Origin of the sequence: Helicobacter pylori SA221C, from assembly GCF_000476855.1 — a bacterium.
Lineage (GTDB): Bacteria > Campylobacterota > Campylobacteria > Campylobacterales > Helicobacteraceae > Helicobacter > Helicobacter pylori_DK.
In genome coordinates this window covers 120278-135518 of sequence record NZ_CBPT010000002.1, presented here as the reverse complement: position 1 = coordinate 135518, position 15241 = coordinate 120278, and the positions used below count along the sequence as shown (strand labels likewise).

Below are 15241 nucleotides of genomic sequence, written 5' to 3'. Positions count from 1 at the left end.
TCAAATTCCATAATATTGCTTCAAAAAGGTTGTATTCGCCGCACCGTCAAACTCCCTTAAATCCAAATCGTTTAAGGCTAATTCTAGGGCGTTTAAGGCGTAGGTGCTTTTGTAAACAGGAATGATCCCCATGTGGTTGATGCGAATGAGCGCGTCTTTATAAGGCTCTTGACCGCCCGCAAATTGCACCTGGTATTTTTCTTTTAAAAGGTTTCTCAATTCTTTGGCATGCTCATTAACAATCGTTGTCATGCTCAAGCTCGGGCTTTTAGGGAAAATCTTTAAACCCAGCGCTAAAACGGCTTTTTGAGTGGCTAAAGCAACTCTTTTAGTCTCTTGATAGAGCGCTTCAAAGCCCCCCAAATTTTGCACCAATTCAAAATAGCGTTGCAACCCTAAAGTGTGTAAAATAGGAGCGGTGTAGCTTGTGGTGTTATCCCTTTGGTTTTTCAATTCGCTCTTTAAATTGAAATAAAACCCCACATTGCGTTCTTCTATGCGTTCAATCGCCTTCTGGCTCAACGCGACTAGGCTCATCGCAGGAGGCAGCATGAACGCTTTTTGACTCCCTCCAATGAGTGCATCAATATGCGTTATTTCTAAAGGCTCAACCCCTAAAGCGGTGATAGCATCTACTATGACAAAAACATTCGGGTTAGTTTCTTTGATCGCTTGAGCGATTTTTTCTACAGGGTGTCGTAACCCCCCACTAGACTCGCATGCTTGAATGCAAAACGCATCAATGTTAGGGTTGGCTTTAAGCGCGTTTAATATTCCATCTACTTGAGCCGGCGTGTCCCATTCATAGACTAATTCATGGGCTTTGATAAAATGGGCTTTAGCGATCTTGCCAAACCTTTCGCCAAACTTGCCCGCATTAACAAAAAGCAACTCTTTTTGACACAACGAAACCACGCTCGCTTCCATAGCCCCTGTCCCGCTACTGCTTAAAAGCAAGACTTCTTCTAAACCGGTCATTTTTTTTAAATTTTCTCGCACGCTTTGGAAAATCTTTTCAAAATCTTTAGTGCGGTGGTGGGGCATTGGCTGAGAAAAGCTTGAGCGCATCTCTTCGCTAATGGCTACAGGGCCTGGAGTGAAAAGCAACATTTTAAAATTAACCTTTAATTTTTGAGAGAATTTAAAAGTTATCATACTAAAACGCGCTTAAAATTAAGCCTTATTGTTTAAGAAAATCGCTTTTTAATGCAAATAAAATGCTAAAATGCCATGATTTAAAAAGAATTTAAGGCAATGATTGGATAAATTTAGTCTTCGCGCATGTTTTTTAACCCTTTTTTTTAGCGGGTATTCTAAAAAAGCTCCTGGAACGATAGGGAGTTTAGTAGCGTTGTTATTAGGCTTACCCGTTTTAATTTTTTCGGCTAACACTTTGTTTTTAGGGGCGATTTTTGTTGGGCTTATCGCTATCGCTCAAATAGACAAGGAAGAAGAAGAGACTAATATCCATGACAGCTCTTACATTGTGATAGACGAATTAGTGGGCATGTGGTTGGCGATGGCGATTAGCGGGTTATCGTTAGCGGGCGTGGTTTTGAGTTTTATCTTTTTTAGGATCTATGATATTACTAAGCCCTCACTCATTGGCAAAATAGACAAAGAAGTTAAAGGGGGCTTAGGGGTGGTGGCTGATGACGCTTTAGCCGGGATTTTAGCCGGATTGAGCGCGTTGTTAGTCATCCATATTTTAGGATTTTTCAACATTAAACTTTAATTTTAAGAAAATTCAAAAGCCTTTTTTTAGGTAAATATAGATAGACTTTATCGCAATCGTTTTTAGGGAGTTTGATCGTGGAGTTTTGCGTTTTATTTGGTGGGGCGAGTTTTGAGCATGAAATCAGCATTGTGAGTGCGATTGCGCTTAAAGAAGCGTTAAAGGATAGGATTAAATATTTTATTTTTTTAGATGAAAACCATCATTTTTATTTGATTGAAGAATCTAACATGCATTCAAAATACTTCGCTCAAATCAAAGAAAAAAAATTACCCCCCCTAATCCTTACGCAAAAGGGTTTGCTTAAAAATTCGTTTTTAGGCACTAAAACGATAGAATTGCCTTTAGTGATCAACCTTGTGCATGGGGGCGATGGCGAAGACGGGAAATTAGCGAGCCTGTTAGAATTTTATCGTATCGCTTTTATAGGCCCTAGGATTGAAGCGAGCGTGTTGAGTTATAACAAATATTTAACCAAGCTTTACGCTAAAGATTTAGGGGTAAAGACTTTAGATCATGTTCTTTTGAATGAAAAAAACCGCGCTAACGCCCTAAATTTGATGAACTTTAATTTTCCTTTCATAATCAAGCCTAATAGCGCCGGGAGCTCTTTAGGGGTGAGCGTGGTGAAAGAAGAAAAAGAATTGATTTACGCTTTAGACGGTGCGTTTGAATATTCTAAAGAGGTCTTAATAGAGCCTTTCATTCAAGGGGTGAAAGAATACAATTTAGCCGGTTGCAAGATCAAAAAGGATTTTTGTTTTTCCTATATTGAAGAGCCTAACAAACAGGAATTTTTAGATTTCAAACAAAAATATTTGGATTTTTCACGCACCAAAGCCCCTAAAGCGAATCTTTCTAACGCCCTAGAAGAACAATTGAAAGAAAATTTTAAAAAACTCTATAACGATTTGTTTGATGGCGCGCTCATTCGTTGCGATTTTTTTGTCATAGAAAATGAAGTGTATCTTAATGAGATCAACCCCATTCCTGGCAGTTTGGCCAATTATTTGTTTGATGATTTTAAAACAACGCTAGAAAATTTAGCGCAATCATTACCCAAAACCCCTAAAATCCAAATCAAAAACTCTTATTTGTTGCAAATCCAAAAGAATAAGTAATGGCCAAACGCAGTATCGCTTATTTGGATAGCGTTTTTGACATTTCCTACACTTTTATAGACCACCATAGCCCTTTAAACGCCTTGTTTTTGCATGGCTGGGGGAGTTCTAAAGAAATCATGCAACAAGCGTTTCAAGGCTGTTTTTTAAATTACAACCATTTGTATGTGGATTTGCCCGGCTTCAATCAAAGCCCTAACGATGAAAAAGTCTTAGAAACTAAAGATTATGCTAATATCATCAATTTATTCTTAAAAAGCGTGGGTAAAAAAGCGCATGTCGTTTTTGGGCATAGCTTTGGAGGGAAAGTAGCGATCTTGTGTGAAAACGAACGCATTGTTTTATTGAGCAGTGCGGGGATCTTAGAGCCAAAACCCTTAAAAGTGCGTTGTAAAATCCTTTTAGCTAAAATCTTTAAAAAATTAGGCTTGAATTTAGAGTTTTTGAGGAGTAAGGACGCTATGGGGCTTAATCAAGTGATGTATGAAACCTTTAAAAAAGTGATTAGCGAAGACTTTAGCGAGCATTTCAAACGATGCGAGAAGGAAGTTTTATTATTTTGGGGTAAAGATGATAAAGCAACCCCCTTAAGCTCCGCTCAAAAAATGCAAACCTTATTGAAAAAAAGCGCATTATTTGTTTTAGAAGGGGATCATTTCTTTTTTTTAAACCAAGCAAAAGAGATTGAAAAACTAGTGGAGAAATATCATCATGCAAAGTCTTAGTTGGCTGAATTTAGCGTTTCGTTGGCTCTTTATAACAGGGCTCGGCTATTATATAATGACTTTATTGCAATGGTATCATTACAGCGTGTTTAGGATTTTAACCAAGCATCATAAAATGCGTTGGCATGGGATTTATTTTTTATTGCCTTTAGGGGTGTTTATCGTATCGTATGCTTTCAAAATGCCGTTTGTTTTTGATTTCTTTTGTGGCGTTATTCAAATGCCCATGCTCATTATCTGGGCCAAACGCAACGACAAGCCTTTAGTTTTCACGCCAAGGGTGAAGCGCTTTTTCATCTTCTTATTACTCTTTTTAATCTTGCATGAAATCTTAAATATAGAACTAGTCCCTTTGAACGGGATTTCGCTTGCGCTAGGCTGTTTGTGTTTGTTTATATTCGTTTTGAGTGCTTCTTTAATCTTTGAAAAAGCCTTATCCAAGCGGTATTTGCAAACCGCTAAAGACAAAATCGCCTCTTTAAAAAATTTAAAAGTCATCGCCATTACCGGAAGCTTTGGGAAAACCAGCACCAAAAATTTCTTGCTTCAAATCTTACAAACCACATTCAACGCGCATGCAAGCCCCAAAAGCGTCAACACCCTTTTAGGCATTGCGAACGACATTAACCAGAATTTAGACAATAAGAGCGAAATCTATATCGCTGAAGCCGGGGCAAGGAATAAGGGCGATATTAAAGAAATCACCCGCCTTATTGAACCACACCTTGCCGTGATCGCAGAAGTGGGCGAACAGCATTTAGAATACTTTAAAACTTTAGAAAATATTTGCGAGACTAAAGCGGAATTATTGGATTCCAAACGCTTAGAAAAAGCCTTTTGTTATTCTGTGGAAAAGATCAAACCCTATGCCCCTAAAGATAGCCCTTTAATAGATGTTTCTAGCTTGGTTAAAAACATCCAATCCACTTTAAAAGGCACTTCTTTTGAAATGCTTATAGATAGCGTTTGGGAAAAATTTGAAACAAAGGTTTTAGGGGAATTTAGCGCTTATAATATCGCTTCAGCCATTTTGATCGCTAAGCATTTAGGCTTAGAGACCGAAAGGATCAAACGGCTTGTTTTGGAACTCAACCCTATCGCCCATCGTTTGCAACTTTTGGAAGTGAATCAAAAAATCATCATAGACGATAGCTTTAATGGGAATTTAAAGGGCATGTTAGAGGGCATTCGTTTAGCGAGTTTGTATGAAGGGCGTAAAGTCATTGTAACACCGGGTTTAGTGGAAAGCAATACAGAAAGTAATGAGGCTTTAGCGCAAAAAATAGACGGGGTTTTTGATGTCGCTATCATCACAGGGGAGTTGAACTCCAAAACGATTGCCTCCAAATTAAAAACTCCCCAAAAAATCTTACTCAAGGATAAGGCGCAATTGGAAAATATCTTACAAGCCACCACGATTCAAGGCGATTTGATTTTATTTGCTAATGACGCCCCTAATTACATTTAGGAAATGAACATGCAACATTTATACGCTCCTTGGCGCGAAAGTTATTTGAAAGAGAAAAATAAGAGTTGTGTCTTTTGTGAAATTTCTCAAAACCCCACAAAAGATTCAGAAAACAGAGTGCTTTATAGAAATAGCGATCTCTTTGTGGTGATGAACGCCTACCCTTATAACCCGGGGCATTTGTTGATCGTTACTCATGTGCATCAAGCGAGCGTTGAACTTTTAGATCTTAACATTTGGCTGAACATGAATAAATTAGCGCCTAAAGTGTTAAAAGCGTTGTATGCTTATGGTGCTCAAGGGATCAATTTAGGTTTGAATTTGCACAGAAACGCCGGTGCAGGGATTCCTGAGCATTTGCACATGCATTTAGTGCCTAGGTTTTTAGGCGATAGCAATTTTATGAGCGTTATCGCTCAAACTAGGGTATGCGGGATGGATCTTAATGAAACCTATCTTGCGTTAAAAAACTTATTAGAAAAGGAGCTTGGTTGAAAACAAACGCTTTTAGTTTGGGTGCGCTACAATTGATTTTAATTCATTTTAGGGAGTGTAAACGATGAAGGCACGTGGGTTTAAGGCAAAGATGCGTGGTTTTAAAATTTTTTCAGGGAGCGCTCACCCTGCCTTTGGCAAAGAAGTGTCAAAGCATTTAGGCGTTCCCTTATCCAAAGCGGTGATCGGCAAATTCAGCGATGGTGAAATCAATATCCAAATCAGCGAATCGGTGCGCGGTAAGGATATTTTTATCATCCAGCCCACTTGCGTGCCGGTCAATGACAATTTAATGGAATTGTTAGTCATGGTAGATGCTTTAAGGCGCAGTTCGGCCAATTCTATCACAGCGGTGTTGCCGTATTTTGGCTATGCCAGACAGGACAGAAAAGCAGCTCCACGAGTGCCTATCACGGCTAAAATGGTCGCTAATTTGATGCAAGAAGTGGGGATTGAAAGGATCATTACAATGGATTTGCATGCCGGGCAAATCCAAGGCTTTTTTGATGTGCCGGTGGATAATTTATACGGATCTATCGTCTTTAGAGACTATATCCGCTCTAAAGCGTTAAAAAACCCTATAATCGCTAGCCCTGATGTGGGTGGGGTTACAAGAGCTAGGTATTTTGCCAATCAAATGGGCTTAGATTTAATCATCGTGGATAAGCGCCGTGAAAAAGCTAATGAAAGCGAAGTGATGAATATTATCGGCTCAGCCAAGGAGCGCGATGTGATTTTAGTGGATGACATGATTGATACCGCAGGCACGATCTGTAAAGCCGCTTTGGCTTTAAAAGAACAAGGGGCAACTTCTGTCATGGCGTTAGGCACGCATGCGGTTTTGAGCGGGAATGCGATCAAGCGCATTAAAGAAAGTGCGTTAGATGAAGTGGTGGTAACTAACTCTATCCCTTTAGTTCAAAAATGCGATAAAATCACCACTTTAAGCGTAGCGCCCTTATTTGCGGAAGTGATCAGAAGGATTTATCATAACGAAAGCGTCCAATCGCTTTTCACTTAAAAAAAAAGAATAAAAAAGTGGGAGTGGTGGATTCTGTAGGACTTGAACCTACGACCAATCGGTTATGAGCCGAGCGCTCTGACCAGCTGAGCTAAGAATCCAAAATTCCCAAAGGATGGTTTGCTATTGTATCCAAAAATATAGCGAAAAGCAAGCAGGTTTTCTAGGATTGCAAACAGGATCATAAAAGTGATAAAACTGCTCCCCCCATAGCTGAATAAGGGTAAGGGAATCCCCACCACAGGAGCTAACCCTAAAGTCATGGCGATATTCACGCTGGAATAAACAAAGATTAAAATAGAAATCCCAAGGGCTACAATCTTTAAAAACCAATCGCTGTTGCTCTCAAACAGATAAAAAAATAAATGCAAACTCAAGCCTATATAAATTGCAAAAAGCAACATAGCCCCTAAAAACCCAAAACGCTCCACGAAGTAAGCGAAAATAAAATCGCTCGTTGCAATAGGCAAAAATTTGAATTTGGTTTGCGTGCAGGCTTCTTTAGATTTGCCTAAAAACCCGCCCGATCCTATAGCGATAATGGATTGCATGACATGGTAATTAGGCTTTTCAGAAAGAAAGTCTGCGATGCGCTTTTTTTGGTAATCGTGTAAAAAGTGATAAGCGATAGGCGAAGCCACTAAAAGAGCGATAAAAAGAGGGAGCCACACCCTAGTCCTTAAGCCCACGATAAGTAAAATCCCAAAACCCATGATCAGCACAATAAGAGCCGTGCCTAAATCAGGCTGTTTCAAAATCAAAGCCGCCGGTAAGCAAATGTAAAAACTGAGCTTTAAAAACATGCCCCAATCATAGCCCTTAAAAGGAGGCGGGTTTATTTTAATCAAATGCGCCAATAACAAAAGGATAGCGATTTTCACGGGTTCGCTAGGCTGTAAAGTGATAGAGGTAAAGGGAATGACTAGCCATCGTTGCGCCCCAAGCTTGCTGGACCCCATAAAATCCACTAACGCTAATAAAATAACGCACGCCCAATAAAACACAAAGAGCCAGCGATCGAGCTTTCTGAAAGGGATAAAAAACACGATCCAAAAGAGAAGAAACCCTATCGCATAATAAACCCCTTGTTTCAAGCTCAAAACTGCACTGCTCTCAAAAATCAATAAAAAAGAAACCACCAACAAGGGAATGATAAACACAAAAGGCAAAAGATCAAAATGTATCCAAATCCTTTTGTCTAATGCCATGCGTTTTTCATAACCCCTAATCTTATTGTGTTAATTTCTTGATTGTATCCAAGTTAAGATAATTCTCCTTAAAGAGAGAAGTTATCATGCCAACTTCACCAGGTAAATTGACTTCGCCCGTCTCATCATTGAAGCATTTTTCTAACACTTTCAAATACGCAAACCCAATGCCTTCTGTGATAACAGTAGCGGTTACGCCCCCTGCAACACTCCCCACAACAGGAATGAATTTAAGGAAACCATTAACGAGCGTTCTCCCCACTTGCGCAACTGCGGTTACGCTTAACAATCCTGCGACCAAACTCGCGCCCACAGATTTATCCAAATCCATTCCAAAAGCGTCATTCATTTTATAGATCATTCCTGCTTGAATGGGCGCGATAGCGAGCGCATCGCTAAAGGGTATGGGGATAAGCCCAGCCGCTCCAGCCGCTCCTGATGCAACATGGATAATGGTTTTACATTCCTCTATCATGGCTTGCTTTCTTGCTTGGATGTTAGCTTTTTGAATCAGCAAGAAATGGTTTTGTTTGTTTTTCTTAGCTTCTATCAAGCATTTTTTCGTTTCATCTACCAATTCTTCTAAACCTTCAACAGGGACTTTTAACCCCCTAAACGAAAAGGCAACGGAATTGACTCTCGCATAGGCTTTGATAAAACCTTTAAACCCCCATTCTTCGTCTATGATTTCTTTAGTTTCTTGGACAAACGCCTCGCCGTCTTCGGCTTGAGTGTTTGTGAAAACGATAATCGTTGGGATATTCCAATTTTTAGCGAAGCTTAATAGCTCTCTCTCTCTTGAACCCTAGAAGAAGTCTCTTTAACGCACAGATACGCCACATCAATGGCTTCTTTTTCATCAAGCGTTTTAAAAGAATCTTCCATTTCTTTTTTTAATGCTTTGCATGGTGTCGTGGTAATCTTTATCTTCAATGCCTTTGGTGTCCCACAAAATCAAGCCCTTCTTTTCATCAACATATTTTTCAAGATGCTGAGTGATGGGTTTTCCTACGCCTGCTTTAGCGATTTCTTTACCAAATAGAGCGTTAATGAGCGAGCTTTTACCCACCCCAGTAGCCCCCATAAGCAAAATATTCATGATTGGTTTTTCTTTATTTGATGGCTTCGTGCAGTTTTTCCATATTCAATCCTCCTTCTTTCCCATCAAGCGTGAACGCGTCGCCTAAAAAACCACGCAAAACGCCGTTCAGTTTATCATGCCCGTTATGTTCCATTAGAACCCCTTTAAAAATGATTTGAGCCACAAAATGTTGGTGCACCGATTATAGCGTATTCAAATAATGAAATAGGATTTTTTTAAGGTTTTGAGTAGAATAATGGTTTTTAAAAATGCAAAAAAGAGTTTGGATGCAAAAAGTTTTCATCGCCCCTACCCATTACAAACGCATTGATGAATTTTTAGCCAAAGAATTGCAAATTTCTAAAAACCAGGTATTGAATTTGATTAAAGAGGGGTTAGTGTTTTGTCAAAAAAAGGAGGTCAAAAAAGGGGGGTTAGCTTTAAAAGAGGGCGATGAAATCACGCTTTTAACGCCCAAAATCGTGCCCAAACCCTTAAAAAAAGAGCTTGATTTAGAAATAGAAGTCATTTTTGAAGATGAAGACTTGTTAGTGTTGAATAAGCCCCCTAATCTAGTCGTCCATAAAGCCCCAAGCGTGAAAGAGCCTACTTTAGTGGATTGGCTGGAATTTAAAAATTACGAGCTTTCTAATCTTGGCTTAAAAGAGCGCTATGGGATTGTGCATCGTTTGGATAAGGATACGAGCGGAGGGATTGTCATCGCTAAAAACAATTTTACCCATGTTCATTTGAGCGAGCAGCTCAAAACCAAAATGATGGGGCGCTATTATATCGCCTTGCTCTCAACGCCCTTAAAAGAAGAAAAAATGAGCGTGGAATGCTATTTGACAAGAAACCCTAATAACCGCTTAAAAATGATAGCGCTCAAAGCGGCCAAAAAAGAAAAAAGCCGCTATTCTAAAAGCGAATTTACTAGCTTGCTGACTTCTCAAAATGGCATGGATTTGATAGGGGCTAAACTATTCACCGGGCGCACGCACCAGATCAGAGCGCATTTAGAGTATTTGAACAGACACATCATAGGCGATAATCTTTATGGGCTTAATCAAGCGCTCCCCAAAGAAGAAATAAGAATCATGCTGCATGCCTATTTGATAGAGTTCAAACACCCTAGAAGCGAGCAAAAACTGCGCTTTAAAGTTCCCCTATTAAAGGATATGTTAGAATATCTTAAAAAAGTTTTTGACAAGGAGAATTTAGATGAGGTCTTGGATGAAGAAAAAATACTTCACGCTTTTATTGCAAAGTAGTGTGGTATTAGCGGTTTTTATAGGGTGTTCTTCTACCAGGAATCATACTTTTTCAGCCCTTAATAATCAAGAAAATATAGATACTAAGCTTCCGGTAGTCCATTCTATTAAAACCATTAACGATGTGAGTTCAGTGGGTTTTGAATGGCCTAAAATCGCTGATACTTATGACATTGATGGGTTTATTTTGTATCGTTTGAAAAAAGACTCCAAGCTTAAAAGAATCGCCACGATTAAAAACCCTTATGCGACCCATTATTATGATGAGGGGCTAGAAACAGAGAGTTCTTACACTTACCAATTAGCCACTTACAAGGGCGATAAAATCTCTAACCTTTCAGATCTCATTCTAGTAAAAACCTCTTTTATCAATCCTGTAGAGAGCGTGTTCGCAAGCCTTGAATACCCTAAAAGCGTGAAAGTCTTTTGGAGCCCGCACCCTAACCCTAGCGTTTCAAGATACATCATTCAAAGGCAGAATAAAGAAGGCAAATTTTTGAATGTAGGGGCTGTGAAAAACCGCTTGTTTGTGGAGTTTTTTGATAAAGATTTAGAGGATGGGAAAAAATACCGCTACCAAGTCATTGCTGAAAATTTCATGGGGGATAAATCCAGGCCTAGTATCATAGTGGAGGGGAAAACCAAAGATTTACCCAAAGAAATCACTAATGTTAGAGTGAGCCAAAACCTCACACGACACATTGAATTGAGTTGGGATAAATCCACCCAAGAAGATGTGATAGCTTATCGCATTTACGCTTCCAATAACCGCAACGATAAATACAAATTCATCGCTCAAACCACTAACACTTCCTATGTGGATAAAATAGAAAAAGACAACCTCACTCGTTATTATAAAGTCGTCGCCCTTGATAAAACGCATCTTGAAGGGGCGTTACCCAAAGAGCCTGTCATGGGTGAGACCGCTGACAGACCCGAAGCCCCTATCATCACTAAAGGGACTATTCAAGATTCTTCAGCCTTTATCCAATGGGAAAATAACCCAAGCGCTAAAATAGCCACTTATGCGGTGTATCGCTTTGAAGCCAATTCTAAAACCCCTTTGCGCTTTGGGAATATCACCAAAAACCAATTCGTGGATAAGGACATGAAAGTGGGCGTGGCTTATCGCTATCAAGTGGTGAGCGTGGATAAAGATGGTTTAGAGTCGCACCCAAGCAAAGAAGTGCGTTTGTTTTTAGAGCGCTAAAAGGGTTTTAATGCCCCATTTTTTAGCCAAGCTGGATTTTAAACCTTTAGAATACCCCTTAATTGAGGGGGATTTTTGTTTTCATAAGGAATTTTTAAGCTTAAAACACCCCACTAAAAGCTGTGTGTATGCGAGTTTTAAGAATCATATTTTTTTATTGCAAAAAATCCGGCGAGCGGGTGATTTTTTGATCAAAAGCGAAAAAGCAACGCCCTTAAAAAGAGAGGTTTTAAAACAAGCTTTAAGGATTTATTCGCAATCTTTTGAAGTCATTTCGCATAATTTGCAAGAAAATTCTAAACATGCGAGCCAAAAAAAAGCCCTTGATTTAGAGGCTTTTGAAGACTTTATCCAAAAAAATCAAGCCCCTATTCTAATAGAAATTGGTTTTGGGAGTGGGAGGCATTTGATAGAATTAGCCAAAAACAACCCCACTAAAACATGCTTAGGGATAGAGATTCACACCCCCTCTATCGCGCAAGCGTTAAAGCAAATGGAGTTGTTGGATTTAAAAAATCTGCACATCTTGCAAGGCGATGGCCGTTTGGTTTTAGAGAGCATGCCAAATCACAAATGCGAAAAGATTTTTGTGCATTTCCCTGTGCCATGGAATGAGAAAAAACACCGCCGGGTGCTAAGCGAAAAGTTTTTAAACGAAGCTTTAAGGGTTTTAAAGCCTAAAGGGTTTTTGGAATTACGCACCGATGATAGCCTTTATTTTGAAGACAGCCTAAAATTAGCCCTAAAAAACTTTCAATGCGAGATAGAAATCAAAAAAAACGCTCAAATACCGGTGGTCAGCAAGTATGAAGCGCGTTGGAATAAACTCAAAAAAGATATTTATGATTTAAAAATTTATTCTTTAGGATTGGATGAAAACCCTACTCAAAACCATGCATTGGATTTTTCTTTTGATACAATAACAATTAATAAAGAAAGCGTTGGAGCGATTTTAAAAACCCCAAAAATCATCAAAGAAGGGTATTTTGTGCATGTTTGTAATATTTATGAGAATAAGGGGGATTTTTTAGTGGAATTGAGTATGGGGGATTTTGATTGGCCTGTGCGTTTGTTTGTTTTATTGGCAGAAAATAAGCTTTTTTACCTCAATAAAAGCCCCTTAAAAACCTTAAACAACCACAAAGCGCATCTTTTGCTTCAAAATATCCTAAGCCAAAAGGAATTAGATGAGTGTGATCATTGCAGCGAATAATCTATGCTTACAATACCAGCAAAACGAACCGGTCATTAAGCATGCTAATTTGCGCATCAAACGCAAGGATTTTGTGTTCATTTCAGGGCCTAGCGGGAGCGGTAAAAGCACGCTTTTGCGTTCGTTTTATGGGGATTTAAAACTTTTTAGCGGCAAATTAGAAGTTTGCAATATCAACATGAACAACGCTTCAAAAGCAACGATTTTGGATTTGCGTAAAAATATTGGCGTGGTTTTCCAAGATTATAAATTGATCCAAGATTACACGATTGAGCAAAACATCAAACTACCCATGGTGATTTGTGGCGTTAAAAAAGAAGAATGCCACTTGCAGCTAGAAAAACTTTTAGGGCATATTGATTTACGCCATAAGGCTAACCGCTACCCCAAAGAACTCAGTGGGGGCGAACAACAGCGAGTGGCTATGGCTAGGGCTATGGCGAACTGCCCTGAACTCATTTTAGCCGATGAGCCTACCGGGAATTTAGACGATTATTCTAGCGATAAAATCTGGAGCCTATTAAGGGGCATGAACACGCAATTAAACGCTACGATCGTGGTAGTTACGCACAAATTCCCTAAAAATTTTAGCGCTTATCACCGAAAATTTTATATAGAAGATGGGGAAGTTTATGAATACTCTTAAAAAGCATTTAGCCTTTATCATTCCCCTAGTAGCGTTATTGTTTAGCTTGGAATGCGTGTTATTTATCAATCAAGCGATAGAACAAAAAGAAAAAAAATTGATTGAAGATTATTCGGTTGTGTTGGCCAGCACACAAAAATTAAGCTTGGAATTGTTGCGCCAAAATTTTAACGAAATCATAGCGTTAAAAGAAATTGATCCTAATTATTCTTTAGAACCTCTTCAAAAAACTTTAGGCACAGACGGGCTTAAGGAATTAAAAAAAAATTTACCCTTTTTTTATTCTTTACAACTTTCCACATTCCCCACTCAAGAGCGTTTAGAAAACATTAAAGAAAAATTGCTCAAAATCCCTGGCGTTCAAAAAGTTGAAGTCTTTGCCAAAACTTACATGCAAGTGTATGATCTCTTGAGTTTTATTAAAGCAGCGGTCTATATCTTTGCGTTAGTGGTCTTTGTCTTATCGGTTTTATTGATGTTTAAACAAGTCCGCATCTGGATCTATCAATACCATGAGAGATTAGAAATCATGGATTTATTAGGGGCTTCGGTGTCTTTTAAAAACGGGTTTTTGTATAAAATAGCTTTAATGGATTCTGTAATCGCCAGTTTTTTAGCCCCCATGCTCATGCTTTATACCACTTCGCAAAAAGGTTTTGAAAAAACGATGGATACTTTGGGTATTATAGGAGACGCGTTTGTTTTAAACCATTTTTTATGGGGACTGCTTTTTAGCCTTGTGGTCTCATTTGTTTCTGTTTTACTTGTAGCTTGGAGGACTAGACATGTATAAATTAGGAATATTTTTATTAGCCACCTTACTATTTGCTAACACGCAAAAAGTGAGCGATATTGCTAAAGATATCCAACATAAAGAAACCCTTTTAAAAAAAACCCATGAAGAAAAAAACCAACTAAACAGCCGTTTGAGTTCTTTAGGCGAAGCGATCCGCTCTAAAGAGCTTCAAAAAGCTGAGATGGAGCGCCAAATGATCGCTTTAAAAAAGAGTCTTGAAAAAAATCGTAACGAAAGTTTGGCGCAAGAAAAAGTCCTAACTAACTACCGCAAGTCTTTAGATCATTTGCAAAAACAGCGATCATTTTTACAAAAGAGAGTGTTTGATACGCTTTTAGAGGATTTTCTTTTCTCACAAGCCTTAAAGGGGCAGAATTTAGCCTCTTCTAACGATGTGATTTTGCAAGTGGCGTTTGAAAACTTGCACCAAAGCACTCTGTCTAAAATGTCGCAACTAAGCCAAGAAGAAAAGGATCTCAATGCGCAAGCTTTAAAAGTCAAAAGCAGCATTCAAAAAATCTCATCTGTCATAGATGAGCAAAAAACTCGTGAAGCAACCTTAAAATCCTTGCAAACCGAACAAAATAAGCTCATTTTGAGCATGCAAAAAGATTATGCGATCTATAACCAACGCCTAACCCTTTTAGAAAAAGAGCGCCAGAATTTAAACGCTCTTTTAAAACGCTTGAATATCATCAAACAAAACAGAGAAAATGAAGAAAAAGTCAGTTTGAAAAAGTCTTCTCAAGCCTTAGAAGTCAAACAAGTAGCGAGCTCTTATCAAAATATCAATACCACGAGCTATAACGGGCCAAAAACGATCGCTCCTTTGAACGATTATGAAGTGGTGCAAAAATTTGGCCCCTATATTGATCCGGTTTATAATTTAAAAATTTTTAGCGAGTCTATCACGCTGGTGTCAAAAACCCCAAACGCTTTGGTGCGTAATGTTTTAGACGGGAAAATCGTGTTCGCTAAAGAAATCAACATGCTTAAAAAAGTCGTTATCATTGAGCATAAAAACGGCATCCGCACGATTTATTCTCAATTGGATAAAATCGCCCCCACCATTAAAAGCGGCATGCGGATCCAAAAAGGCTATGTTTTAGGGCGCATTGATCAACGCTTGGGCTTTGAAGTTACCATGAGAGAAAAACACATTAACCCCTTAGAACTCATTGCACGCAATTAAACAAATCATTTTTATTGCCGATATTGGCTAAAGAGCTTATGCAAACAAAGAAATCACTA

The 15241-nt window shown here is 38.8% G+C and carries 15 protein-coding genes, 1 tRNA gene and 1 pseudogene; 12 read left to right on the top strand and 5 right to left on the bottom strand.

Features of this window, described 5'->3' with window-relative positions; translation table 11 throughout:
• Positions 1-1110, bottom strand: a complete 1110-nt coding sequence (locus QU01_RS02165) for a pyridoxal-phosphate-dependent aminotransferase family protein (protein WP_033761886.1) — start codon at positions 1108-1110, stop codon at positions 1-3.
• Positions 1111-1258: 148 nt separating this feature from the next.
• On the opposite strand from QU01_RS02165, the gene QU01_RS02160 reads away from it, so the two are divergent.
• From QU01_RS02160 to QU01_RS02135, 6 genes are all read left to right on the top strand, one after another.
• Positions 1259-1735: a phosphatidylglycerophosphatase A family protein gene (locus QU01_RS02160; RefSeq protein WP_033761670.1), complete on the top strand. Its 477-nt coding sequence runs from the start codon at positions 1259-1261 to the stop codon at positions 1733-1735.
• Between the two features lie 77 nt (positions 1736-1812).
• Complete coding sequence (locus tag QU01_RS02155) at positions 1813-2856, top strand: D-alanine--D-alanine ligase (protein WP_033761671.1); 1044 nt, start codon at positions 1813-1815, stop codon at positions 2854-2856.
• Positions 2856-3581 (top strand): lipase EstV, encoded by a 726-nt coding sequence (estV, locus tag QU01_RS02150; RefSeq protein ID WP_033761673.1) that lies wholly within the window; start codon positions 2856-2858, stop codon positions 3579-3581. Before QU01_RS02155 ends, estV begins: the two co-directional genes overlap by 1 nt.
• Positions 3568-5049, top strand: a complete 1482-nt coding sequence (locus QU01_RS02145) for a Mur ligase family protein (protein WP_033761674.1) — start codon at positions 3568-3570, stop codon at positions 5047-5049. The genes estV and QU01_RS02145 overlap by 14 nt, the downstream gene beginning before the upstream one ends.
• Positions 5050-5058: 9 nt before the next feature.
• On the top strand, positions 5059-5544 hold the full coding sequence (locus QU01_RS02140) for an HIT family protein (protein ID WP_033761675.1): 486 nt from the start codon (positions 5059-5061) through the stop codon (positions 5542-5544).
• A 64-nt stretch (positions 5545-5608) separates the two neighbouring features.
• Positions 5609-6565: a ribose-phosphate pyrophosphokinase gene (locus QU01_RS02135; protein ID WP_080248325.1), complete on the top strand. Its 957-nt coding sequence runs from the start codon at positions 5609-5611 to the stop codon at positions 6563-6565.
• Positions 6566-6589: 24 nt separating this feature from the next.
• Here QU01_RS02135 and QU01_RS02130 read toward each other — a convergent pair.
• From QU01_RS02130 to QU01_RS08210, 4 genes and pseudogenes are all read right to left on the bottom strand, one after another.
• A tRNA-Ile gene (locus tag QU01_RS02130) sits at positions 6590-6666 on the bottom strand.
• On the bottom strand, positions 6628-7773 hold the full coding sequence (locus QU01_RS07950; protein ID WP_080248334.1) for an FtsW/RodA/SpoVE family cell cycle protein: 1146 nt from the start codon (positions 7771-7773) through the stop codon (positions 6628-6630). Before QU01_RS07950 ends, QU01_RS02130 begins: the two co-directional genes overlap by 39 nt.
• A gap of 22 nt (positions 7774-7795) precedes the next feature.
• The gene (locus tag QU01_RS07945) at positions 7796-8350 is read right to left on the bottom strand and encodes a YcjF family protein (RefSeq protein ID WP_033761677.1); all 555 of its coding nucleotides are present in this window, start codon (positions 8348-8350) and stop codon (positions 7796-7798) included.
• A gap of 203 nt (positions 8351-8553) precedes the next feature.
• Positions 8554-9008: pseudogene (locus tag QU01_RS08210) on the bottom strand (GTPase).
• A 133-nt stretch (positions 9009-9141) separates the two neighbouring features.
• Between QU01_RS08210 and QU01_RS02115 the strand changes: the two are divergent.
• From QU01_RS02115 to QU01_RS02090, 6 genes are read left to right on the top strand one after another with little or no spacing between them, the layout of a single operon-like run.
• On the top strand, positions 9142-10125 hold the full coding sequence (locus QU01_RS02115) for an RluA family pseudouridine synthase (RefSeq protein WP_033761679.1): 984 nt from the start codon (positions 9142-9144) through the stop codon (positions 10123-10125).
• Positions 10088-11335 (top strand): fibronectin type III domain-containing protein, encoded by a 1248-nt coding sequence (locus QU01_RS02110; RefSeq protein ID WP_033761680.1) that lies wholly within the window; start codon positions 10088-10090, stop codon positions 11333-11335. Before QU01_RS02115 ends, QU01_RS02110 begins: the two co-directional genes overlap by 38 nt.
• A gap of 10 nt (positions 11336-11345) precedes the next feature.
• A complete protein-coding gene (gene trmB / locus QU01_RS02105) occupies positions 11346-12548 on the top strand; it encodes a tRNA (guanosine(46)-N7)-methyltransferase TrmB (protein ID WP_033761682.1) in 1203 nt (400 codons plus the stop codon).
• Positions 12523-13194 carry an ABC transporter ATP-binding protein gene (locus tag QU01_RS02100; protein ID WP_000111063.1) on the top strand — a complete coding sequence of 224 codons (672 nt, stop codon included), beginning with the start codon at positions 12523-12525 and terminating at the stop codon, positions 13192-13194. Before trmB ends, QU01_RS02100 begins: the two co-directional genes overlap by 26 nt.
• Complete coding sequence (locus tag QU01_RS02095; RefSeq protein ID WP_033761684.1) at positions 13181-13987, top strand: FtsX-like permease family protein; 807 nt, start codon at positions 13181-13183, stop codon at positions 13985-13987. Before QU01_RS02100 ends, QU01_RS02095 begins: the two co-directional genes overlap by 14 nt.
• Complete coding sequence (locus QU01_RS02090) at positions 13980-15182, top strand: murein hydrolase activator EnvC family protein (RefSeq protein ID WP_033761686.1); 1203 nt, start codon at positions 13980-13982, stop codon at positions 15180-15182. The genes QU01_RS02095 and QU01_RS02090 overlap by 8 nt, the downstream gene beginning before the upstream one ends.
• The last annotated feature ends 59 nt before the right edge of the window (positions 15183-15241 follow it).